The following is a 22,336-nucleotide window of genomic DNA, read 5'->3' as shown; positions in this document are numbered from 1 at the left end:
CGGTGTGGTGCGGCTGTGCTCTGCGGACGGACCCTCGCCCACGCCACTGACAATCCGCAGCTACCAGTACCGTGATCCGGTCATCTCTGGCCTCCCCTCACGCCAGGCGCCACTCGCGCAGGAGAGCGCTTTGACCTGGGGCGATGTCAGAGGAAAGGATTCCTGTACTTTCAGGTCCGGCCCGAGATCCGGCGCCCGCGAGAGTGGCTCGATCTGGTTCGCGGCTGGGTGAGCACCCGGAGCGTCACACCTCTGGGCGGTCGGGACGGCGGCTAGCATCGGCACCTTCGAGGCGGCCGGCACACACCCGGGTGGTCTTCTCGCGATCCGTGCCCGCGTCCGCAAAAGAGCCGCTACGTTCGAACACGCCGCCCCCCGCGGTACCCCCTGTGGAGTTGCGCCGCGCACGAGGTCGGCGCCGCGTACCCCGGCCGGGCGGTGCGCATTGGCCGCCCAGCGCCCCGCGACGACACGGCCACTCATTGGGATAAGCGAACAGAGATCGCTTCGTAAGGACACGTCGGCGTGGTCGTCTGCAGGGACCAGTCCACCGGACGACGAGGGAGGCTCGGGTGCCCGAGCTCTGGGCGGGGACGGATGCCGGCAAGGCCGCGCATCACTGCACGGTGATCGACACGGACGGGACGAAGGTGCTCTCACGCCGGGTTCCCAACAACGAGCCTGAGCTCCTAGAACTGATAGGTGACGTCCTCGCGCTCGCGGCGGACAGCCCGGTGACCTGGGCCGTCGACCTGAACGCCGGCGGCGGCGCTCTACTGATCGCTCTCCTGGCCAACCACGGCCAGCGGCTCCGCTATATCCCTGGCCGGACCGTCCACCACGCCTCCCGTGGTTACCGAGGCGACGGCAAGACCGATGCGAAGGATGCCTACGTCATAGCCGACCAGGCACGGATGCGCCAGGACCTGCAGCCCTTGCAGGAATGGGACAAGATCGCGGTGGATCTGAAGATCCTCACCGCCCGCCGCTACGACCTCGCAGCCGATCGCACCCGCGCCATCAACCGAATGCGGGCACAACTCCTGGAATACTTTCCCGCCCTGGAACGGGCCTTCGACTACGCCGCCTCCAAGGGTGCCCTCGTGCTGATGACCGCTTACCAAACGCCGGCTAGCCTGCGCCGGATCGGCCCGGCTCGCGACCTGGCTGAAGAACCGCAAAGTCCATGGCGCCCAGGCGGTGGCCGATGTGGCCGTCGCCGCGGCTCGGGCCCAGCACACCGCCGTGGCCGGGGAGAGCACAGCGGCCACCGTGGTGAACACCCTGGCCCGGACGGTCCTGGCTCTGGACGAAGAGATCGCTGACATCGACGCACGGATCGCGGCCCGATTCCGAGAGCACCGCCACGCGGAAGTGGTTCTCAGCATGCCCGGCATGGGCCCGTAGCTGGGGGCGGAGTTCATCGCCTGCACCGGCGGGGATATGGACGCCTTCGGCACCGCGGGACGCCTCGCCGGCGTCGCCGGCCTCGTACCGGTCCCACGGGACTCCGGTCGGATCAGCGGCAACATGCGCCGGCCACACCGCTACCATCGCCGGCTCCTGCGTGTGTTCTACCTCTCCGCCCAAATCGCCGCCCGTTTCTGCCCCACGTTGAAGACGTTCTACGACCGGAAAAGAAGCGAGGGCAAGAGCCACAAGCAGGCGATCCTCGCTTTGGCCCGCCGCCGTCTCGACGTCCTATGGGCTCTCATCCGCGACCACCGCACCTTCACCACCGAGCCGCCCCAACCCGATCTCACCTCGGCATAGCGCTCTTGTGACTGTGCGCTCCGTGTGGCCTCTTGGACGCACCTAATCGTTCCCAGGTTGGGCGGTCGGGATCAGAGGGCCCAGGGCAGTCGGAGGGCCTCGATTTCCGTGTCGTTCAGGAGGGCCTCGACAAGCGGGGCGGGGCCCGCCACTTTGGTGGCCCAGAGGTCGTAGTCCGTGCAGAGGACCCAGGACCGGTCCTGGGCCCAGAGGTTGGACGGGGTCCAACCGTCCTCCTCCGGGTGGTCGTACAACGCCTTGGCATCCGCGAGCGTGCCGGCCCGGACGTGCAGGTTGTCGAAGTCCTCAGCCTTCTGCAACAGCGGGTTGTAGTAGGCCAGGCAGCGTGTCTCGGCACCCTGCGGGCTGTGCTCGGTGAGGATGTCGACCAGGCGGTTCCAGTCGGTCCGGTCCAGGCTGCCCTCGGACGGCCCGTCGATGCCGACAGGCCAGCCGCTCGGCTCCCGGAGCGAAGGGAAGGAGCGGTAGCAGGGCCGCCCCTCGGGCGCCACGGGATCACCGGTCCGCCGCGAGAGCTCCGCCCAGCGCAGTCGGCGCCAACGGGGGCCGCGGGGCTCACCCGGCGTCCCCCCGAACACGTCCGCGGGATCGAGGCCCGGGATGATCTCGGGCCCGCCGCCATTCAGCACGGCTCGTTGATACGCGACATAGGACATGTCGGTGGGCCCGAGTTCGTGTTCGTACATGGAGTGGAGCACCCAGGCGGCGTCGGGCAGTGCCGGCGGCATGAAGCCGGTGAGCCCGTCATCGTCGGCCAGGTCCCGCAGCCAATCAGTCTCCCCAGCCGCGGTCAGCGGCCACCGAGCGGTCGCCAGAGCAGCGGATGTCTCGTTCATCCGTTCAGGATCTCACCCGCTGCAACGGCGAGCAGCCAGGATCACTTTCCGGCCTCCACCACGTACCCGACGCCCTTGACAAACATGATTGGGAATCAGTCACACGTATTCGCCGGGCCGCCGAAGACGCTCTGAGAGCGGTGCGCTCACTCATCCCGGACCACGATTGCGAGGCCGTGATGACCACGTCTTGGCAGACTCGGCGCACAGCCCCCGTCAGTGGTCGGCGCCATGAGGTGGGTCAGTAGGGATTGACGTCCCCGGTGTCGATGGCGCGGATGCTGTACTGGACTTCGTCGGCCAGGACGGTGGCGCCGTCGGTGGTGACGGTGAGGAGTTACCGAGATCAAGGTTCGACTGTGGTGGTCCCGCCCTACCCGCCTGTGTCCTCTCCAGCCGGCCGGCGTGCATGTTCTCGATCGTCACATCATCGTCGGAGCAGGTCCTACAGTATGGCGCGTGACCGAGGAGAACCCCGAACTCATCGCCGGGCGGTACCAGCTTGTCGAACGGATCGGCCAGGGCGGCATGGGCCGGGTCTGGCGGGGTCTCGACCGGCAGCTCTTCGGGCGCGAGGTCGCCATCCAGGAGATCCCCTTCCCTCCTGGGCTGGACGATGGGGACCGAGGCACGCTGCTCAGACGCTTCACCGGCGAGGCCCGCGCGGCGGTCACCCTCAGCCATCCCGGGATCATCACCGTCCACGACATCGTGGAGCACAACGGCGCCCCCGTCATCGTGATGGAGTTCATCCGCGGACAGTCCCTGGCCGCAGCGATCCGCGAGCAGGGCCGACTGCCCGTGCGGCGGGTGGCGGAGATCGGCTCCGCCGTGCTTGACGCACTCACCGAGGCACACGACGCGCGGATCGTCCACCGCGACATCAAGCCGGACAACGGGCTTCTGAGCAGACCGCGTCGTCCTCACCGACTTCGGCATCGCCCACCTCGCGGATGCCACGACCAAGCTCAGCCAGAGCGGAATGATCATCGGCACGCCGCAGTACATGCCGCCGGAGCAGTTGGAGGGCAAGCGTCCAACACCGGCCAACGACCTCTGGGCCCTCGGCGCCACCCTTTACCATGCCGTCGAGGGATGCCCACCGTTCGACGCCGAGGGGCTGCACGCGCTCGCCATCGCCGTCTTCAGCCGCCCTCAACGGCCACCGACGCAGGCCGGCCCGCTGACCTCTGTACTGGACGCGCTCCTCACCAAGGACCCGGCCCACCGCGCTAACGCTGCCGAGGCCGCGGAACTCCTGGAGTCGGTTCTGCGAGGCGCGGGAAGAGGGCCAGTGGGAGGGGCTGGTGCCGAACCTGTACTTCCCCATCCCGCCCCGGATACGGAAGCGAGAGCGGTAGCGGAATCCGGCCCCACCCCACTGGAGCTGCCAGCTCTGCCGGACCACCCGACGCCCGTGGTCACTGACTCCGCTGCCGCTGCCCGGAACCCCCGCCACCCAGTACCGGAACGGCCTGCCACCCCGCCCCCACGGGTCCCCGTGCCCCATTCCGACGACCTCGCCTCGCTCGGCGGTGCGGACCACAAGGGGCGCGGCAAAGGAGACGCCACTCGGCGGCGCGCCTTCACTCGGCGGTCCGCCGTCCTCAGTGTGGCCCTTGCGACACTTGCCGTCGGAGGCGTCCTGACCTGGACCCTCACCCGCGACCACCTGCCCGGCGACAAGGGCGGAGACGGAGGCAGCGGCTCCCCGGCGTCCTCCGTCACCGTAGTGATCGGTGTAGACGCGCCGCTCAGCGGTGACCTGTCCGACTTCGGCCTCGGCATCAAAAACTCCGCCGACCTGGCGGTCAGGACCGCCAACCGGACAGGTCACGTCCCCGGCGTGACATTTGAGCTCAAAGCCCTGGACGACGAGTCGCGGCCCGCCAAGGGCCAGCAGAACGCCACCCAGTTCATTGCCGACGACAAGGTGCTCGGTGTCGTCGGACCACTCAGCTCCTTCGTCGCCCAGTCCATGGTGGAACCGCTCGCACAGGCGAACCTGGTCACCGTCTCGCCAGCCAACTCCGACCCGACGCTGACGCAGGGGGCCGACTGGGCCAAAGGCACCAGGTCACGCCCATACGAGACTTACTTTCGCACCATCGCCACCGATACAGACCAAGGGACCTTCGCCGCCCAGTACCTCCGCAAGGACGCGAAGAAGACGAAGCTCTTCGTCATCGACGACAACTCCTCCTACGGCACAGACCTCACCATCGGGTTCCGGAGCGAATTCACCAAGCTCGGCGGGACCATCGTCGGCACAGACCATGTCGACCGGGCCAGCAGCACCTTCGCCACCCTCGCAGCGAAGGTGCGGGCTTCCGGCGCCGACGCCGTGTACTACGGCGGCGACCATGTGGCCGCCGGGCCACTTTCTCAGCAGATCAAGCAAGCGGGCGCGGCCATCCCGCTGATCGGAAGCGACGGCATCTTCGCTCCCAAGTTCGCCGAGAGCAACGACAAGACTGAAGGTGACCTGGCCACCGACATCGGCACACCTGTCCAGGACCTGGCCGGTGGACGGGCGTTCCTCTCCCAGTACGAGGCGGCGGGGTATGCGGAGGAGCCCCAGACGTTCGGTGCGTACGCGTACGACGCGACCTGGGCCGTCATCGAGGCGGTGAAGGCCGTAGCGGCAGCCAACGGTGGCACTCTCCCCTCGGCCGCCCGGGCAAGGATGTCCGGCGCCGTGGCGGGGCTGGCATTCGACGGTGTCACCGGGCACGTCGCCTTCGACAAGTACGGTGACACGACCAGCCCCCAGTTCTCCCTGTATGCGGTGAAGAACGGAGCCTGGACGTTCGTGAAGACCGGCCCCGTCACTCCGTAAGGCCCTCCGCCCAGAGCGTGTCTCTTTGATGGGTTGGTCGGTTGATCTGGTGTGCCGGTCCCGCTATTGATCACTGGTGTGATGCGGGCCCGGATCGGGCCACTCAAGCTGGCCGATCCGGTCCGTGGACGACGGTCGGCCGACCACCGCCGACCCCCTTGAAGCAATCGGGGGGGAAGTACTGCACCAGCTCGCCTTGGCGGGCTTCCCGACGAGCTCGGCTCGTTTCCACACCGTCCACAAATGGTTGATCCCATTGTCCTCCCGGCGACTTTTTGATAGCTGCGGGAGGAGACGAACAGGTCCGGCCCGCTCGTCAGCGGTTCGTGACTCTTCGCTGAGACGTGTCAGTCAGGGCACTGCAGCCCTGACCTGGAAGGGCGATCACCGGTGAGTTGTCCGGTGACTCTTTTGGCGAGTGGTGACTGACGAGTGGCGACAGACGAGTGGTGCGCGGCGGTGGGTGAGCTGCGCGCCCGGTTCTGGCCTGGAGGAGGCGGGATGGGCAGGCGCGCTCGGTGGGTCAGTCACGGAGCGGCGGTGGTACCGGGGCCGAGGGTTCGCCGGCCGAGGATGGCCTGGTGCTCGTCGGTGGCGGCCTGGGCGGCCGGGAGCATGTCGGTGCCCTCGGCGGCGAGTCGGGATCGGCGCCCGTCCGGGGGCTCGGTGGCGGGTGTGGTGGGGCGAAGGCCGGTGCCCGGCCGCGCTCGATCATGCGGCCAGTCTCCCGGCGCCGGCTCCGCCTCGGTCAACTGGCAGGAACCTGGAGGGGGAAGCCTGGGGGGAAGCCCCGGGGGAAACCTGGGGGGTACGCCTAGGGGGAAGCCTAGGGGGAAGGCGCATTTCCGAGGGTCCTGCATTTTGACTGGTCAGAGCATGTTTCGCGGCTGGTGAGTAGCCGGACTTATATGTGTGGAGGGGTGGGAGGGTGCTGCGCGGGCCAGTGTCGGGCGGAGCCCGGGGCGCTTGGCCTGCTGTGTGCGTCGCTACGGTGGCGTGATGATGTCGGGGCGCCGCGACGAGTTGGCTGGTCGCCCCCGTCGGCCGCGCGCAGCAGCTCTGCAGCCGGGAGAGGGTTAGGCCGCACGAGGTACGGGCGCGGTATCGTGAAGCCCTCGTATATGCAGTTTTGATCTGGCTGGAGTGCCCTGTGCCCGAGGATCCCATCGCCCACAGCGAGCTCGCTGCCCTGACCCGGCGTTTCGAAGAGGTCGCGGAGAGGCACGACCGCGAGTTCGGGATCATCAAGTCCGACCTCACCGCAGTGCGCCTCCAGATCGGCAACCTGGACCAGAAGGTCGAGGCTCTCGATAAGAAGATCGACCGGAATCAGGCGCAGATCATCGAGCTGCTCACCCAGCTCGTGGGGCAGCGCCCCGACGCTGGCTGATCTCTCCGGGCCCGGCGCCCGGCCCGTACATGGCGACGGCTCCGACCAGACACTCTGGTCGGAGCCGTCGTGCGTCCAGGGTCAGTTTCCGGCGAGCAGGTGTTCCTGCCGGGTCTGGACGAGGCCGCACCACGCGCCGCGGACATTGTCTTCGCTCGTGGTCCAGCGGATGGTCGACGGCCCCGGCAGGGGCAGGGCGCCCATGAAGTGAGCGATGTCGGTGAAGTAGGCGAAGTCGCCGGTGGCGGTCAGCGCGCGCAGCCGGTCGGTGGTGGCGGCCAGGCCCTGGTCCTCGCCGCGGACGGCGTGGTGGAAGGCGAGGGCGAGACCCTCGGATTCCTGCGCGACGCAGTCGGAGCGGCCGTCTACGTCGCCAGCTACGCCGAAGGAGCTGAGGCCCTTGTAGTCGTCCGGTTCGTCGACGGGGCTGCACTGTTCCTACAACTCGCCTGCGCCGGTGCCGCGGGCACCGCCCAGCGTCCATCCGTCAGATCATCACCACGGCGGGGATGCAGGCGCGGATGCAGGCGGTGAGCAATTGGCTGACCTCCGGCGCCCGGCCCCTGGCCGCGCTCCTCGCAGCTGGTCGAAGAATTCGGCCTGCTGCCACCGCTCCAGGCGCCGCCAGCAGGTCTGTCCCGAGCCGAACCAAGATCCTTTTACGAGCTCTTGGTGTGGGCTATTGGCTCGATGTTGTTGTAGGTGACGAGATACAGGGAGCGCGCTGGTCGTTTTCGGCCATATCGCTCAGTTCCGCCTAGCGGGCAATCGCTGGCCCTTGGGCGGTGTGCACGGCGCGTCGGCCGAGATCGACCCATCGTTCATGAACTCAACGCCCGGCGAGCTGGTCTCGTTCGCGCCAGTCGATAATCAGCCATGGTAGCTGAAATAATTAATTGCATGGAAGGTCGCATACTCTTCCTGCTATGGCAGAACTCTATTCGCCAACGCCTATGCGGAATGCCTGAATTCGGGTGGGCGCCTGTCTCAAAGATGACTTCTCGGCGAGATCGACATGTATGCAAGATGTTCCCGTCAACTCAAGCGACAGCGCGAGGAGACAATTCGTGATCACTAGTAGACGGGGAATGAATTGAAGAAGCCCGGGAAGATCACTCTTGCCGCAGTCTCCATTTTGACTGCTGCTGGAGCTCTTGTCTCTGCCGGACCCGCCACTGCGGCTACCCCGGCAGCCCCGCAGTTCCAGGTGTTTACGGCGGCCGAGGGAGCCACCCCTCCGGCCGCGCTCATCGGCCCGCACGGTGAGAAGCCGACCAAGTGGGGTGTGGCCTCTTTCAACGTGTCGACGGCCCCCAAGTCGGGTGTCGCTGGGATAGCCGCCCAAAGTGTCGGCGGCGGCACCTGGAACTACGGCACCACGGCCCAGTGGAATGGCAAGAGGTGCTACTCGAACTACATCCACCCGACCAAGAAGCACTCGGCCAGCGTGGCGTTCGCGGGCGGGGTCGACAAGGACATCAGCGAAGCTGACATCTGGGCCACGGCTGGGATCACCGCCGGCGCAGCGTACACGTGCAACGCCTACTGGGGCCTCTACTAAGCTCCATAGCGTCACACTTTCGCCTTCTCCGAAGGTCTGGCCAACCGTACCTTTTGCGGGATGGCCAGGCCTTCGGGCCTTTCATTGGCGGCCTAGCGGTGTGAGCAGGGACCCGGTAAGGTTGCGCGCACCCTTCGTCCGATGTATCGAGGTCCCGCCCGTGCGTTCTTTTTTATCGGCTGTCGCGCTAACCCTCGTTGGTGGTGTGATCGTCGGAATCTCCGGCCCGACTTTGGAATCCACTGGTGGGCATGCGAGTCATGCGGCAAGTGTCACGCTGGTAGCAGGCTGGATATACGCCCTAGTGGCATTTGTTTCCGGGCTACTGGCTAACTCGAAAAGACGCGCGGCCATAATGGGGTTCGCGTCCCTTGTGGTTACCGTCTTTGCCTATTACGTGACGAAGGCAATGCAAGGCGACTTCAGGCAGCCTGATTTCAGCCGCCCGAGTTCAGGAACCCTGAGTTTTGCATGGGGCGATTTTCTTTCCATGCTCGCCTTGTGGTGTGTGTTCGCCTTGCTTCTGGGGCCGATCTGCGGGCTCGCGGGGCACTGTGCCCGTACAGGGCCCTTCCGCCTTCCCTGCCAACTGCTTGTGCCAGTCGTGGTGATCTGTGAGACCACCATGCGTCTCTCCGCCGAAGCGGATAGGCAAGAAGGGTTGGTAGGTACCACCTGGAGTGTGACCCGTGGGCTAGCCATAGCGGTGTTCTTGGTTCTCATTGGCATCGCCGCCGTGAGCACCTGGCGCCGACGAACTACCCAAGCCCAGACCTGACAGGCTGCTGCGAAGTCGCTGTGACGAGGCCCGCTCCCGAGCAGAGCGGGCCTCCCGTGCCATGCGCTAGGCCATTTCGTTTGGATCAGCCGGTCGTTGGTCCGGGTGTGCCGTTGCTGCGTTCGGGGATACGGGTGGGGGAGTCTGCAGGGAGGCCCCCCAGGGGCGCGGTCATCCCAGAAGGCTGCGCGGTCAGCGCCGGCCGCCGCCGATGCGGCGGTCGTCGGCCAGTGCGGTAAGCGGGCCGAACTCGCGGGCAAGCTGGTTCCACGTCAGAACCTCGCCACAGCGGGCCGGGAACTCCTTCGGGTTGAACTCGGGCATGGTCCAGGTGCCAGTGCCCCGGTCCCGCAGCCACAGGTCCCCGTCACCGTCGACCACAGTCGGCGGGACCGGTACGGGCTCGGCCTGATCGGTGGGCTCCCAGGTGACCCGGCCCGGGTGGGAAACGCGGCGCAGCTCGGTGGTGGCCAGCCGCGCGGCCAAGTCACGGGTGGACTCTTCGGCGTCCTTGACCGACGCGAGTCGGAATGCGTCGTCAAGTACGGGCAGGGCTGGATTCTTGCTGCGCTTTGAACTCATACGCTGACTACCTCCGGTGGGGGGCGTCACATCCGTTATGGCACCCCGTAGAAGAACACGGTATCCGAGGCGGGAGCCGGGCCGGCTACGACCACTGTCCAGCTGGAGGCGCTGGCACACCGGGCGGTGGGGCTAGGTGGTGAGCTGCTCCTGGACGTGGCGCAACCCGTGGTGGTAGCGCTCAGATATGGCGGTCCGGGTCTGAGAAGGTGAGGCCGCCGGGGGCGAGCGGACGTCGGGCCGGGGCGGATGCGGGCTCGGTTTCGGTCTCGCCGGGCGGCTGGCGGAAGTCGGCGCCCTGCTCGACCGGCATCAGCCGGCGCCCACCCGCCTGGGCGGGTACGGGAGCGTCGGAAGCGGGCTCGGAGAAGGTGGGCAGCGAGAGCGGTCGACGGTCGGTCATGATCCCTAGTCTTCCAGGTCCGGCCCTGCGGGTAGGGCCAGGCCGCTATCAGCGGTGATAGTGCTCTGGCCCTGGCCAGCAGGGCCAGGCTGGTTGTTTCAGCTCACCAGAACAAAGCGGTTAAGCCAGCGCTACCGCCGGTGAACCGGCCCGGACCGCCGAGGCCGGGCGGCACATCTGCCCCGCCTGCTGGATGAAAGAACGACGACGATCGCCAACCGACACGCGACGAACGCCCAGGTTCGGGGCGCCGACTGCTCAGTATTCGCGAACTCAGGCACTTTCGTCGGCGACTACATCGGGCACTACACCCGCTCGGAGACCGACTACGCCCGAGCAAAGGGCAAGCCGATCCGGTACACGCACCCCGAGGGCGACCCGTACGGCAGCGCGCTGCCGCCGAGCCGTACAACACCGGAAAGGTTCGGGGATGAAGAACACGGAGAACAACGCGCCCGAGCTGGCGCCCGGCACGCTCTTCGTCGCCGTCGGGCCTGCCACGTCGGGCAAGTCCACCGTCGCGGCCCTCTTTCCGGTGGACGTCGTGGTGTGCCTGGACGAGCTGCGCCGCGAGATCAGCGGGGGCAACGCGGGCGACCAGTCGGTGACCCCGGCCGCCGTGAGCCGGCAGAACCGCCTGCTCGACGAGCACCTGGCCGCCGGCCGCACGGTGCTGGTCGACTCCACGAACGTGGAACCGCGGGTCCGCGCGAGCCTCCTGGAGCTGGCCCGTCGACACGGCCGACCGGCCGTCGCTCTCCGCTTCACGACCGACCCCGACAACTGCCTGGAGCGCAACGCCATGCGCCCGGCCGCCCGGCGGGTCCCGGACGAGGTGCTGCTCTGGCAGCACTCCCTCGCCCAGGACGCCACACCGGCACGCTGACTTGGGGGTGGCCCGCCTTCGGGCGATCGCTGCGGTGTGGAGGGCCCGAAACGTCTTGCTGCTGCGTGTCACATTCCCCGCTCGGAGAACGTCAGCGAAGTGAAGTATCCACGCGGCCCTGCCAGACCGGTGACGGACCGGACCCAAGTGGGGAGGCCGACCGACTTCCGACAAGCGGGTGTCCGTATGGAGGTGACACTCAAGACGAACCTCAGCAACTAGTCCTCAACGAGAAAAACCTCGTGAAGCGGAAGAACAGGAAGAAGCACTGCATGTCGCGACTACGAGCGAAAAGCGTTGTCACCACAGCGATATCCGGTCTGGCGATCACCATGGGCATGATCACTCCAGCTGCCGCAGAGCCGCCGCCCTCCTTTCCCGTCCCCTACGCCAATGGTCAGTCAGGAACGTGTCTGGACTGGGCCGGTGGAACCACTGTTGGTGTCTGGCACTGCAATTACGGCGCCGACAACCAGGCCTGGGGGGCCGAACGTACGTCGCCGAACACGTGGCGGTTCCGCAACCAGGCCAGCGGCGCATGCCTCGACTGGTCAGTGGAGACGACCAGGGTCGGCTCCTGGCATTGCAACGGAGGCCTCAACCAAGACTGGTACGTCGTCAGCAACCAAGACGACCACGACGCGGTCACCTACGAGCTGAGGAACAAGGCCAGCGGCACGTGCCTGGACTGGTCCGAAGGGGCCAACCGAGTGGGTGTCTGGCACTGCAACGGGGGCAATAACCAGCTGTGGTACATACCCCTCACCCCCTGAGCAACCGCACGGCTCCGTTGACAGGCGACGGCCCCCATCCGCGCGGACGGGGGCGCTGCCGGGTCGGGGGTTCCGTTAAGAACGCTGTCACCGATCCTGCTGGCTTATTCCGTGCCCAGCGGCGCTGACGGCCGTCGGCCAGGACAGCAGCGGCCGTCTTGGCGTTCCCGGTCGCGGGTGGGGTATGGAATGTCGATGCAGCCGAGGCCGTGGCCGAAGGTGCCTGACCTGACCGCACAGATGGCGGTGGCGGCGCGGGGCCCGTACCCGTTGGCGATGCGGGTCCGTGACGAGCTGGGCGAGTTGTTCGCGGACGCCGAGTTCGCTGAGGCGTTCGGATCCAGAGGGCAGCTCGGCGTGTTCGCCCATCCCGACGACGAGTGCCTCCTCGCCGGCGGTGTCCTCGCCCAGCACGCCGCCGCGCACGCGCGACCGCCGTCGTCACCATGACGTGGGCGCCCGACAGCCCGCGCGGGACTGCGCGGTCGCCCGGGCCCCCAGGTGCATCGCCGTCGCCAGGTCTGCGTGCGAGATGTCCTTGGCAGCGACCCTCACGTTCCCCAGCGAGCCGATCAGCGATTCCCCCGTCAGATGCCCTGCACGAGCCGCCACAAGACGTGTAGGCCGGCCACATCTCTCCGAGCCAACAGAGCCACCGCGGTATCCGAGATCACTCCGGTGTCCTGAGCGTCCAGCAGGAGACGGCCCAGGACACTGGCGACACTCTCGATCTGAGACGCGCTGCCAGACGGCGTCCTGCAGCGGCTCTGACGGACGAGGCCGGAGATTTTGCTGCGGCGATCACATCGCGCAGCTTTAATCGGTGAAGTCTTCCACGGCATCAATCCCAGCAGGATGTCTCAATCAAGCTTCGTTGAGATCATCGTGCAGTCTTCTGCGTCCAGGACCAGCTGGCGCAGTTCGGAGGCAGAGGTGGGGGCGAGCCGGTAGATGCCCTGAAGGCTTACCGAACGGATGAGTCGGCCTTCCTCGATATACTTCAGCGTCCGCTCACCGCGGCGCGAGGTATAGGTCAACCGCTCCAGAAGATCCGGCGGCACGGCTGTGCCGAACGAGAGCGGAGAGCCTGGCGGGCCGGTCACCACCTCCGTGACACAGCCGGCCTTCAACGGCCGCCAGTCCAGGAGCTTTGCGTAGTCGTCATCGTGAAGCACCGATCCCGCGTCCTCGTAGGGGATGATTCCGGACACCTCCATTGCGCCCAGCACGTGCAGCCGGGTGCGCAGGACGCGCACGGGGTAGATCCGGTCACCGCGCTGCACGCCCGCTCGCTGGAAACTTGGCAGTGACTGGTGCGGTCCGCCGAACAGCATCGTCAGCCGCTGGCGGGCGTAACCGGACCGCTCGAGCTCGCGGCAGAGATCGTTGGTCCACAGCGTCGTGTACGAGTTCGACATACCGGGACCGTATCCGCGCCCGCTGACAGCCACCCCTGGTGGCTCCGCAATGTGCCCACCCAATCGCCGAGCAGGGCCATCTCCACCGCCGGTCGCCACGCGGCGGGTCGGTCCAGCTTCAGCCAGCTCTTGCTGAAGAGATCCACGCGTTCGGAATCACCTTCGATCGCGGCGTTCCGGGCCGAGAGGGCCTCGCGCAGCGCGGACCGATCCGGCCAGGGCGTGCAATGGCGGAGCTTCTCTTCCAGGTCCAGCAGGATGCCGGCGTAGGGGGTTGCCCAGGCGCGTTGACAGATCTCGCACGTGGGGTCCACCGGGACATCGAGTTCGGCAGCGACTGCTGCAATCTCGCCTAACGCCCTGAACGCCGCGCTCGCGAAAGTACAGCCGAGGGCCTGGTGCCAGAAGTGGACCAGCTGCATCTCGTAGCTCGACAGGCGCGGGGGAGGGACGGGCCGGGCCAGGCACTGGATGCAGGATCGGGGAGACGGCGGGGTGATCATGAAAGTTCCTTGCCGGTGTGGGTTCGGGATTGAGTTCCTCACTCTCTCGGCCCCGGCCGTCCTCGATCCGGCAAAAAATTTGGACGGTCGCCGTGGAGGCACCCAAATGTGATGAGCGGCCGACGGAGAGACGTCAGGAGTGGTCTGCAGCGCTCCTGCAGATAGCAGGTCCTCGCCCGGACCATAAATGCCCGTCAGGCTGCGTCCGCCAGCTGCAAGGACGCCCCAGCTCTGACGGACAGTGGGTCGACGGCGTTGCCCAGGAGGCCGGGCCGAGGGCCCGACCCGGGCGCCGACGGACTCCTGCGCGTACGACCGCTGGTCCTCACCGACCCGGACGTCGCTCGGCAGGTCGGGCGCCACGCTGCCCGTCGTAGACCTCTTCGCCGCGGGTGGCGCCTGCCTCGACAACGTGGGCGCCTCGACGGGGAGTTGAGCGCTTCCTAGACCACAAAGTGAGAGTGATCTGCGTCACACGCATGTCGGGAGGGGCTGGCGGGCGGGTTATCCACAGGGACGGCATCTGAGCAGGGTTTTTCCCTGTGGATAGTTTGCTTCTCAATTCTCGCCCCTCGTGGTAGGCGGACGGGGAAAAGTGCCCCTGGCGGACTGTGCGGAGGCGCCGTACGCCCCGACGCAGGCCCAGGACACCCCGGAGACACCAGTAACGTGGTTGGGCACTGAAGGCCCTTCAGAAAGACGAAGGGAGACCACCTTTGCGGAGCCGATGCTTGCCGGCCTAGCTCCGCTGGGATCTCCCACTCGCCTGCTGTCGGGTCCCCGCTCACTGTGAGGAGACCGGAACCCTTGACGACCATTGACCGTACCCCAAACGACTTGCCGAGCTCCAACCCGCTGGCGTGGGTGATCGCTCTCACCGCTCTCGCCTCCATCGTGGCGGTGGTCGTCTTGGCGCTGACGCACAACCCCGAGGCGGCAACCGCCGTCGGCACCATCGGGGGTGCGGTGACCGCCCTCGGCGGCTCCTGGGCGAACCTCCGCACACGCAAGTAGCCGCGGCAGCCGATCCCGAGTCTCCGTGGGACGGCTGACCCCTCACCTGTTCGCCACAAAAGGCCCCCTGGTCTGCGGCTTCACGAAAGCGCAAATCGGGACACAGGAGCGGACACGAGGACACACGCACCGCCGCTGACAGGAACGGCCGGGGTGGATAACGAGCAGCTCGCGCCCGTTGCCACCCCGGTACCCACTCTCTAGACGCAGGCGGCGGAGTCTCCCGGGGGACGGCTGTCTGAGCCCGGTCCGCGCAGCGCGGACGGGTAGCCGCCTCACTCAGCACAGTGCCATCTGCTCGTGGTTGGCGAGATCGAAGTGAGTGAGCCGGCTGGTGCGCAGACCACCCGTCTCCAAGGCCTGGACCTCCTTCGCATTGCGGGCGAAGACCTGGTGGTAGGCCAGCTGCGGGGAGAGGGGAACCAACTCCGGGCATGGCCGCACGATCCCGTACAGGCGGTTGAAGGCGTGCACCGGGACGCCGTAGGCGAAGCTCGCCGCGACACCGCCGCGCTCGGGGATCCGCACCCGGATCCCGTCCTGCTGCCAGGCCGCGTCGAAGACGGCCGTGAACAGCTCCTTCACCTGCGCTCGGGACAGCTGACCCCACCACGCTTCCGCCGTGGCCGGGGCACGCCGCTCCAGTTCTTGCCGGGTGCCTGCCGCTCCGCCTCACGCTCCTGCGCCAGCGCGAACTCCCTGGCACGCCGTTCCCGGAGCTCTGCCCGATGCCGGGCCCGCTCCTCGTCGCGCTGCGCCTGGAGCCGACGGGCGGCCGCTCTCTGCTCGACCTCCTGCGCATCCTTCAGCCTCTGCAGCTCCCGGCGCCGTTGCTGGGCCAGCTGGCCCGCTGGCGTTGCCAACCAAGCATCGCGCCGTGCCTGGGCCGCGGACTTCCGCTCCAACCTCTGGACTTCGCGCTGCCGCTCGGCCTCCTCGCGCCGCCGTGTCGCCTCGGCACGCCGGATCCGTTCCTCCTCCCACGCGTTCTGGGCCTCGGCGGACTGGCGGGAGGTCCACCACAGCGTGCGCCTGAACCAGCGGTGCTCTTCGCCGATGATCCGTGTCACATCGCGGTTGGGGGCCAGGCTCCGGCAGGGACGCAGCTGTCCGCGCACCACCCACTTCACGAACTGGGAGAGCTCGGCCTCCTGGAAGAACCAGCTGCCCGAGCCGAAGCCCCCCAGCTCGTCGTCCACCACCCAGGACTCGTCGTCCCCTTCAGGCACCCGTACACGGATGGACGGCACGGCCCCGATCCACACCGACGGCCGCTTGTGGGGCGAGACCCAACACACGGCGATCCCCTCGGCGGCGTACCGGTCGGTGCGCGCCTTGATGTCCTCCACCGTGATCGGGGAGAGCTGCGCCTCCCACGCGATCCGCTGCGTACCGTCGGGCGAGGTCGCCAGTACGTCGGCCCGCCAGGAGCCGTCCTCGGCAGCTACCTCCAGCTCGGCGAACATTCCGGCGTCGCGGTTGGCGCTGGCCATCACGAGTTTGAGCATGTGGTGCTCCCAGGACTCATTCGCCAGAGAGCACTCCGGCGGCCGCCCGGCGTCGTGGCAGAAGAACCGCACACGGTTCGGCGAGTGCTTGGCGTGCACACCCCACGAGCACTCAGGGCAGGTGAGGGCGACGCGGGGCGTGACCTTGTAGACCTGGGACCAGTCCAGGCCGGCCCCGAGGTCGGGCTGGGTGGCGTCGACGCGACCCGCCTCGGGGTGAAGGGCAATGAATGGCATAAAAATCGCATCTCCTGTGCGATGCGCCGCATATGGCGTCCAATCCGACGGACAGGAGATAGCAGGCGGCACTGACAACGCCCCCGGCCTGCTGCAGGGCCGGGGCCGGACCCGTCGAAGGGGGATGGCCACCTGCGGGTGAATCAATATGCGAATGCCTGGGCGCGGACAGGGCGGCTTGCATATCAGCCGCCCCGCCTGAGGGGCCGCTACTTCGGCATCACGGCCCGCAGGACGCTCGGTATGTTGGCCGGGTCGACCAGCACGAGCGCCATGGCACCCAGGACGAGCACGGGAAGCGCGCGTGCAGCCGTCGTGAGTACGGTGGGCACGTCCGGGGTGGCCGCGCGGTACAGGGCGTACCCGGCGAGGCCTGCCAGGACGACGATGCCGAGCAGGGCCAGGAACAGGGGGTTCATGGTCGTGATCCGTTCTACGGTGCCGGCACATCCCGGCTTCACGCCTTCGCCCTCGAAACCGGGCCCAGGACAGTACGGGCGTCGAGTGATCTACATCACGTCTCATCGGGTGTCGGGCCTTGGTCTTTCCCTCCTGGCTCCCGTCGCGCGCCCTTGCGTGACGTAGGTGTTGGCGCAGTGGGCCTTCGCCGCTCCCCGGCGGCCGAACTCGGCGACGAACCGGCTGTGACTCGAGCGCCAGGCGCCGGCGGTACGGCCGTTGTTGGTAGGGGGCCCTGTCGCCCAGACTCGGCGGCCTGATGGACGCGACGGCGACCGGGGCCCTGCAGCTGTTCCATCTGCGGCCCGGACAAGTGCCTGTAGGTCCCGTATTCGTCAGCTTCGGAGCCGGTTTCGTGCTCGCGGAGGCAGTCTGGGGCATCGCCGCTTCCCCCGTCCGGGGTCAGCCGGGCCCACACGGGTCGTACGAGAAACCGGGTGTAGGAGGCCGCCCATCCAGAGAGCATGTGGAGCAGCAGACCGGCTGACGCGACGGAGGATCGACATGGAGCGGCTGGAGCTGATCGTCGTGCAGCTCGAAGAGGCCAAGGGGATGATCGAGAAGGGGCGTGTGCCCAACCTGCGGTTGGCTTACCTACTCATCGACAGCGTGACGGAGCTGATCCTCCACCGAACCGTTTAGACGGAACTTCAGCACCAGCGCATGCTCAAGAGGTTGCTGTTGGCCTACCAGCAGAACGCGGCCTGGGGAATACCGGTCGACGCCGAAGAGGTCGCCTCCATCGAGGCGCAGATTGTAGACGAGGCCGAGCTGAAGGGCCTCGACCGCAACTTCGACGCGAAGGTTGGTCTGCTGGTACGCCGCAATCTGCTTGACGAGGCACTCGGTCCCGTCCTGAAAAAGCTGCACAAGTACCGCAACGAGATGTATCACCGCGACAAGCAGAGGCCTGAGATCATCAGGCCGGCCACCCTGATCTACTTCGACTCCGCATGCACAGTGCTGGAGTCGTACCGGCAGATGATCATCACTTACCCAGCCGACCTCGGTTCGGAGATCTGTCGGTTCACCGAAGGTAGGAGGCCAGGTTTCAGCGAGGCGGCAGACCTCCCGAAGAAGATCGCAGCGCAGCTACGCCGAGAGGTGGGACTCGACCTCCCGCAAGTACGAAGTGCCCTCGCTGCATACCTCGGGGCTCGGCTGGACCGAATGGTCGACGGCTTGGAGTTCATCGAGGACAACCTCGTCGGCCGGTCGCTAGTGCGCGGGGACGCCCTGCGTCTCGTTCAGGCGAACCTCGCTACGAACCCGACGCTCGAACAGGTCCGAGGGCGAAGATATCCGCACTCCAAGGCGGAGCTAGAGCAGTGGCGAACCCGGATAGCCGCTCTGGAGTCCATCGAGGACAAGCACGCCCTGGTCAGCGAGTACGCCGTAATCGAAGACTCCTTCGAGCCTCTGGAGGAGAAGATCACGAACGCGGTGTTCCAGGTCGACTACGAGGTGCAGTCCCAAATCGACTTTGCTCGCGGCAAGTAGGGGCTCGACAAACTGTCCGCCCCGGGGTAATGACGTGATCTTCGGTTCGGTCGGGCAAGGCAGCCGGGGTGGTGCGGCACCAGGGATCACCTTGTGTCACCGAACCAGGGTATTGGTTGTGGAACCACTGCGGCTGCAAGCGGGCGGGCAGTTATTCGCAGGCGACACCGTCTCGGTCGGCGTCGAGGTGGCGTCCGTACCCGTCCTGCCCCTGGTAGATAGGGGCTACGCCGGCTGCCCGCGCGGCAGCACAGTTTTCGTATTTGTGTTCCTCGTCGTACCGCGCTCCGAAGCTGAGCCCGACTTCAACGGTGAACCGCACCCTGCGTAGCTCGGGCTTGTCACGGAGCTTGATCGTGTAGTCGACGGTGTCGAACCCTCGAAACCCGGTGGTCGGTGTGTACAGTCCAGTGCCGTCCTGCACCGTGAGAGTGCCGTGTTCTGGACCGTGCTGGATGGTCAGCTCGACATCGTTTGAGCTGAGGCCTTTGTAGTCGTCCAGTTCGTCGACGCGTGTGCTGCGGGTGTCTTCTGCGGACTCGTGCTGCAGCAGCGAAAGCCTGGCCGTCTCGTGCATGTCGGTCCACAGTGTCGTTGTCTTCTTCGCGACGTCATCGCCCGGGTGTGACAGGTGCCAGTTGGGTGCCGGCAGTCCCGGGGCTGGGACGTCTGCCTGCTCACGTGCGGCTCTTGCTGCTGCCGCGTCGGCCTGCCACCAGGAAGCCACGCTCGACAGGCCCCACCAGGCGCCACCCACGATGAGACCGAGCACCGCGAGGACGCTTACGCAGGATGCCCAGGCGTCAGCACGCTGACGCTTTCGCTGCTGTGCCGCCCGCTCAGCCTGCTCGCGCTTCAGCTCCTCAAGATGAGCCTTGCGCCGGGCCTCCATTCCCTCCTCGAAACGACGGCGGAACTCCTGAGCTTCGTCCTGGTTCCTCATTCGCTCTGCCCTATCCGGGCGCGGCGGCTCTCTACCAGGTGGTGCCAGCGAGCACGAACGACGTCCGGGCCGTCGAGCCAGACAGTGGGCGAGGAATCTTGCAGGGGAAGACCGGCCATGAAGTGGGCGAGGTCGGTGCAGTAGGCGTAGTCGCCGGTCTGGGCGAGTTCGCGGATCCGGTCGATGACGGCACGGACCTTGTCGTGGTCGCCTTGAACGGCGTGGTGGAACGCGAGGGCGAGTTCGAGGGCGACTGCGGCAGCGGTGATACCGGTTTCACGGATCTCGGCACGCAGGGCGCGGGCAGCTTCGAGGTCGGGCATGGCACCGGCGTCGCGGACGAGCGCGGCAATCCTCACCGTAAGGGTGGTGGCACGGAGATCGAGGCCGGTAAGGAGCTGTTCGGCGAGGTGCAGTTCGTCGTCGGCGGCATCGAGATCGGTGAAGGAGAGCACCAAAGCGCGCTGGGCCTGGCTGGTGGCTCGCTCGCCGGCGATGCCGTGCTGCTCGGCTTGCTCGCGGGCGCTGGCGTAGGCGGTGGCTGCACGCGTCATGTCGCCGTGCGGCCACAGGATGTCGCCCTCGATGCGGTGCTGACGGCCGTCCCAGCCGAGGGTCTGCGCCACGGCGTACGCGGTGGGGAAGTCTCCCGCGAGGCGGGCGAGGTGAGCCAGGCCCCGCCGGGCTGCAGGGGCTAGGCGGCCTTGGCCGTCGGCGACGAGCTGCATCCCGGCACGCGAGCCTGTGCTGTCGCCGAGGTCGCGCTGTGCCTTGGCGAGGTAGTAGACGGTCATCTCGTGCAGGTCGGCGGGCAGCAGGTGGGTTCGTGTGACGGCGGCGAGGCGGGAGGCGGTGATGGAGCGGTGTTCGTGCTGGCGGCGGGCGAGGGTGGCCAGGAGCTCGACGAGGGCGTCGGCCGCCGTCGCCATACTGTCCTCCCCGGTGCCGTCGTTTCGAAGAGGTGGGGCGAGCGGCTCCCACACCGAGTCGCTGACGTAGGCCCAGGCTGCCTCGGCAAGCCAGCCCAGGTCGAGCTGGAAGTCCCGGGCCAGAGCGAGGCCCTGGCGTAGGCAGCCGACCAGCCGCCTCCGGTCCCGGCCGGTGCGCGCACTGCACTGCTCGCCCAGGGCCGCCAGCGCACGCTTGGCTGCCTGCTCCCAGTCGCGTGCCGACCAGCGGTCGTCTGCCTGGTCGTCGGCGCCGCGGACGGTGGAGCGGATCAGCCCGTGCAGGTGATAGGGCCACAGCCCGAAGACGTTCTCGCGGACGAAGGGCCGCTCGATCAGCCGTAGTGCCGGCGCCTCGTGCTGGAGACCGGCGGCCGCGGTGGCCAGGGGCAGGTCGAAGGCGTCCAAGAGGGCGACCGAGCGCAGGACGTGCCGTTCATCAGGGGTGAGGTCGGACAGGGTGCGGGCGATCAACGCCGGGAAGTCGTGGTCGAAGTCGGTGGGCTGCGGGGTATGGCCGGTGCGGCGGATCTCCAGGAATCGCATCACCGACAGATCGAGGTAGAGCGGCAGTCCGTGCGAGCGGTTGGTGATGACCTGCCGGATCGCCTCACTGATGAGCGGTGCGCCGTCGCGCGTGAGCCGACGGGCGAGGTGGTCGTCGCAGTCCTCGGGGGAGAAGTCGCCGACGAGGACCTGCCGCCCGTAGTCGTGCGGCGGTCGGGCGGCGCGGGCGGCCGGGACGGCTGCGGATAGAGCCAGGCCGGGCCAGGCGGTGGGGCCGGTGTAGTCCAGCTGCCCTTGGAGACCCGGGTCGGCCCACTGGAGGCGCGAGCGGCCGGTGACGATGAAGAACACGTTGGGCATGAGCCACACCAGTCGCTGGATCAGGCGTTCCAGGTCGCGGTGGGTGCGGTCGCCGACGTCCTCGAAGGTGTCGAGCAGGACGACCGGCACCGTCTTCTTGTCCGCGGGCAGCTGTGCGAGCTCCCACGCGAGGAGGTGCGGGTAGAAAGACAGGGCATTTAGGTCCGGCTCGGCCTCCAGCAGGTCCTGCAACCGTGCGCAACCGGCCAGTGCCCGGACTGTCTGGCGGCGTTCGCGCAACGCCCGCACCAGAGAGCCGGTAACCGCACCGATTGCGGAGCCGACGGTACCGGGCAGCAGCAGAGCCTGGGCGACGTCGGAGAGCGCGGACTGCATCTGCTGCGGCATCGCCTTGCCGAACCTCGCCGCAAGACCGCCGCGGCTCAGGTACTCCTCCAGGCTCTCGCCGGGGTGCTGCGCCTCCCAGTAGCGGCGCAGCGCGATGTCGAAGGCGGGCAGGGGGCGGCCCAGTTCGGCGAGCGCGGCGCGGATGGTGAGCACCAGGTCCTCGAACGAGAAGCCGGCCGAGCGGGAAAGGTCGACGCGTACGGGCAGGATGCGTTCACCAGACCAGGCGGGCTCGCCCCACTGCGCCGGGCGCTGGTCGGTGCCGGCGAGCGCGGTCTCCAGCTTCCTCGACAGGGTCGTCTTGCCGATTCCGCCGACCCCGTGGAACACGATGACGTTGTTTCGTGGCAGTTCCAGGTCCTCGACGTCGAAGTCAGGATCCGCGACATGTCGCAGGTGCTCGGCCAGCGCGGCCGCGACCAGCTCCCACTGAGTCTGACGGTTTGTGAACGCCTCCGCCGTTGCCACCGTGCGGTCGTTCGTGCTGAACAGCGCCCTGAGATCCCTGCCTGCCACAACGCCCCCGACCTCGTTGATCAACTGTGTTCAACCTACGTGCACACCAGTCCGCTTGGGGAAAGCATCTCGCGGATCGCCCGGCTCTCGTGCGAGGCCGGGAAGGACAGCCGGCATCCTCCGGATCGCGGTGCTTTGGTGAAGCCCGACGGGGTTCATGTGCCTAGGTGGATGCTGCTGCCGACAACTCGGTGCGCATGGTGTGCGGTTCCTTGGCCCTGAGCGCTGGGCGCT

At 67.5% G+C, this 22,336-nt stretch carries 18 protein-coding genes and 3 pseudogenes; 12 read left to right on the top strand and 9 right to left on the bottom strand.

The window, feature by feature from the left end:
- The first annotated feature begins 572 nt into the window (after positions 1–572).
- Positions 573–1,773 (top strand): annotated as a pseudogene (locus tag OG861_RS33630) (IS110 family transposase).
- A 71-nt stretch (positions 1,774–1,844) separates the two neighbouring features.
- Here OG861_RS33630 and OG861_RS33625 read toward each other — a convergent pair.
- The gene (locus OG861_RS33625) at positions 1,845–2,630 is read right to left on the bottom strand and encodes a hypothetical protein (RefSeq protein WP_329202899.1); all 786 of its coding nucleotides are present in this window, start codon (positions 2,628–2,630) and stop codon (positions 1,845–1,847) included.
- A gap of 528 nt (positions 2,631–3,158) precedes the next feature.
- Here OG861_RS33625 and OG861_RS33620 point away from each other — a divergent pair.
- The 5 genes and pseudogenes from OG861_RS33620 to OG861_RS34425 all read left to right on the top strand — a co-directional run.
- Positions 3,159–3,863, top strand: a pseudogene (locus tag OG861_RS33620) (serine/threonine-protein kinase); the annotation flags it as partial.
- 61 nt (positions 3,864–3,924) lie between these two features.
- Complete coding sequence (locus OG861_RS33615) at positions 3,925–5,469, top strand: branched-chain amino acid ABC transporter substrate-binding protein (protein WP_330262048.1); 1,545 nt, start codon at positions 3,925–3,927, stop codon at positions 5,467–5,469.
- A gap of 1,150 nt (positions 5,470–6,619) precedes the next feature.
- Positions 6,620–6,859, top strand: a complete 240-nt coding sequence (locus OG861_RS33610; RefSeq protein ID WP_329202900.1) for a hypothetical protein — start codon at positions 6,620–6,622, stop codon at positions 6,857–6,859.
- A gap of 1,093 nt (positions 6,860–7,952) precedes the next feature.
- Positions 7,953–8,420, top strand: a complete 468-nt coding sequence (locus tag OG861_RS33605) for a lactococcin 972 family bacteriocin (protein WP_329202901.1) — start codon at positions 7,953–7,955, stop codon at positions 8,418–8,420.
- A gap of 100 nt (positions 8,421–8,520) precedes the next feature.
- The gene (locus tag OG861_RS34425; protein ID WP_443064488.1) at positions 8,521–9,198 is read left to right on the top strand and encodes a DUF6518 family protein; all 678 of its coding nucleotides are present in this window, start codon (positions 8,521–8,523) and stop codon (positions 9,196–9,198) included.
- Positions 9,199–9,390: 192 nt separating this feature from the next.
- On the opposite strand, the gene OG861_RS33600 is transcribed toward OG861_RS34425, so the two are convergent.
- Positions 9,391–9,780 carry a hypothetical protein gene (locus OG861_RS33600; RefSeq protein ID WP_079403197.1) on the bottom strand — a complete coding sequence of 130 codons (390 nt, stop codon included), beginning with the start codon at positions 9,778–9,780 and terminating at the stop codon, positions 9,391–9,393.
- A 181-nt stretch (positions 9,781–9,961) separates the two neighbouring features.
- Entirely contained in the window at positions 9,962–10,183 is a 222-nt protein-coding gene (locus OG861_RS33595; RefSeq protein WP_329202902.1) for a hypothetical protein, read from the bottom strand.
- Between the two features lie 430 nt (positions 10,184–10,613).
- Between OG861_RS33595 and OG861_RS33590 the strand changes: the two genes are divergently transcribed.
- The 3 genes and pseudogenes from OG861_RS33590 to OG861_RS33580 all read left to right on the top strand — a co-directional run.
- Complete coding sequence (locus tag OG861_RS33590) at positions 10,614–11,069, top strand: ATP-binding protein (RefSeq protein ID WP_329202903.1); 456 nt, start codon at positions 10,614–10,616, stop codon at positions 11,067–11,069.
- A 242-nt stretch (positions 11,070–11,311) separates the two neighbouring features.
- Positions 11,312–11,842 carry an RICIN domain-containing protein gene (locus tag OG861_RS33585; RefSeq protein WP_329202904.1) on the top strand — a complete coding sequence of 177 codons (531 nt, stop codon included), beginning with the start codon at positions 11,312–11,314 and terminating at the stop codon, positions 11,840–11,842.
- Positions 11,843–12,145: 303 nt separating this feature from the next.
- Positions 12,146–12,315 (top strand): annotated as a pseudogene (locus tag OG861_RS33580) (PIG-L family deacetylase); the annotation flags it as partial.
- 387 nt (positions 12,316–12,702) lie between these two features.
- Here OG861_RS33580 and OG861_RS33575 read toward each other — a convergent pair.
- Positions 12,703–13,260, bottom strand: coding sequence for a hypothetical protein (locus OG861_RS33575; protein ID WP_329202905.1), 558 nt, complete (start codon positions 13,258–13,260; stop codon positions 12,703–12,705).
- A 1,340-nt stretch (positions 13,261–14,600) separates the two neighbouring features.
- Here OG861_RS33575 and OG861_RS33570 point away from each other — a divergent pair.
- Entirely contained in the window at positions 14,601–14,777 is a 177-nt protein-coding gene (locus tag OG861_RS33570; protein WP_329202906.1) for a hypothetical protein, read from the top strand.
- A 279-nt stretch (positions 14,778–15,056) separates the two neighbouring features.
- On the opposite strand, the gene OG861_RS33565 is transcribed toward OG861_RS33570, so the two are convergent.
- The 3 genes from OG861_RS33565 to OG861_RS33555 all read right to left on the bottom strand — a co-directional run bounded on the left by OG861_RS33565 (position 15,057) and on the right by OG861_RS33555 (position 16,941).
- Positions 15,057–15,362, bottom strand: a complete 306-nt coding sequence (locus OG861_RS33565; RefSeq protein ID WP_329202907.1) for a hypothetical protein — start codon at positions 15,360–15,362, stop codon at positions 15,057–15,059.
- Positions 15,359–16,522, bottom strand: coding sequence for a competence protein CoiA family protein (locus OG861_RS33560; RefSeq protein ID WP_329202908.1), 1,164 nt, complete (start codon positions 16,520–16,522; stop codon positions 15,359–15,361). Before OG861_RS33560 ends, OG861_RS33565 begins: the two co-directional genes overlap by 4 nt.
- 209 nt (positions 16,523–16,731) lie before the next feature.
- A complete protein-coding gene (locus OG861_RS33555) occupies positions 16,732–16,941 on the bottom strand; it encodes a hypothetical protein (RefSeq protein ID WP_329202909.1) in 210 nt (69 codons plus the stop codon).
- A gap of 544 nt (positions 16,942–17,485) precedes the next feature.
- Between OG861_RS33555 and OG861_RS33550 the strand changes: the two genes are divergently transcribed.
- Entirely contained in the window at positions 17,486–17,623 is a 138-nt protein-coding gene (locus OG861_RS33550; protein ID WP_329202910.1) for a hypothetical protein, read from the top strand.
- A gap of 21 nt (positions 17,624–17,644) precedes the next feature.
- Complete coding sequence (locus tag OG861_RS33545) at positions 17,645–18,481, top strand: hypothetical protein (RefSeq protein ID WP_329202911.1); 837 nt, start codon at positions 17,645–17,647, stop codon at positions 18,479–18,481.
- 151 nt (positions 18,482–18,632) lie between these two features.
- Here OG861_RS33545 and OG861_RS33540 read toward each other — a convergent pair whose 3' ends face one another.
- Both OG861_RS33540 and OG861_RS33535 read right to left on the bottom strand, forming a co-directional pair.
- Positions 18,633–19,424 carry an excalibur calcium-binding domain-containing protein gene (locus OG861_RS33540; protein ID WP_329202912.1) on the bottom strand — a complete coding sequence of 264 codons (792 nt, stop codon included), beginning with the start codon at positions 19,422–19,424 and terminating at the stop codon, positions 18,633–18,635.
- The gene (locus OG861_RS33535) at positions 19,421–22,102 is read right to left on the bottom strand and encodes an ATP/GTP-binding protein (RefSeq protein ID WP_329202913.1); all 2,682 of its coding nucleotides are present in this window, start codon (positions 22,100–22,102) and stop codon (positions 19,421–19,423) included. Before OG861_RS33535 ends, OG861_RS33540 begins: the two co-directional genes overlap by 4 nt.
- Positions 22,103–22,336 lie beyond the last annotated feature (234 nt).

It is taken from the genome of Streptomyces sp. NBC_00539, assembly GCF_036346105.1.
GTDB lineage: Bacteria > Actinomycetota > Actinomycetes > Streptomycetales > Streptomycetaceae > Streptomyces.
This window is presented reverse-complemented; position numbering and strand designations above follow the sequence as displayed.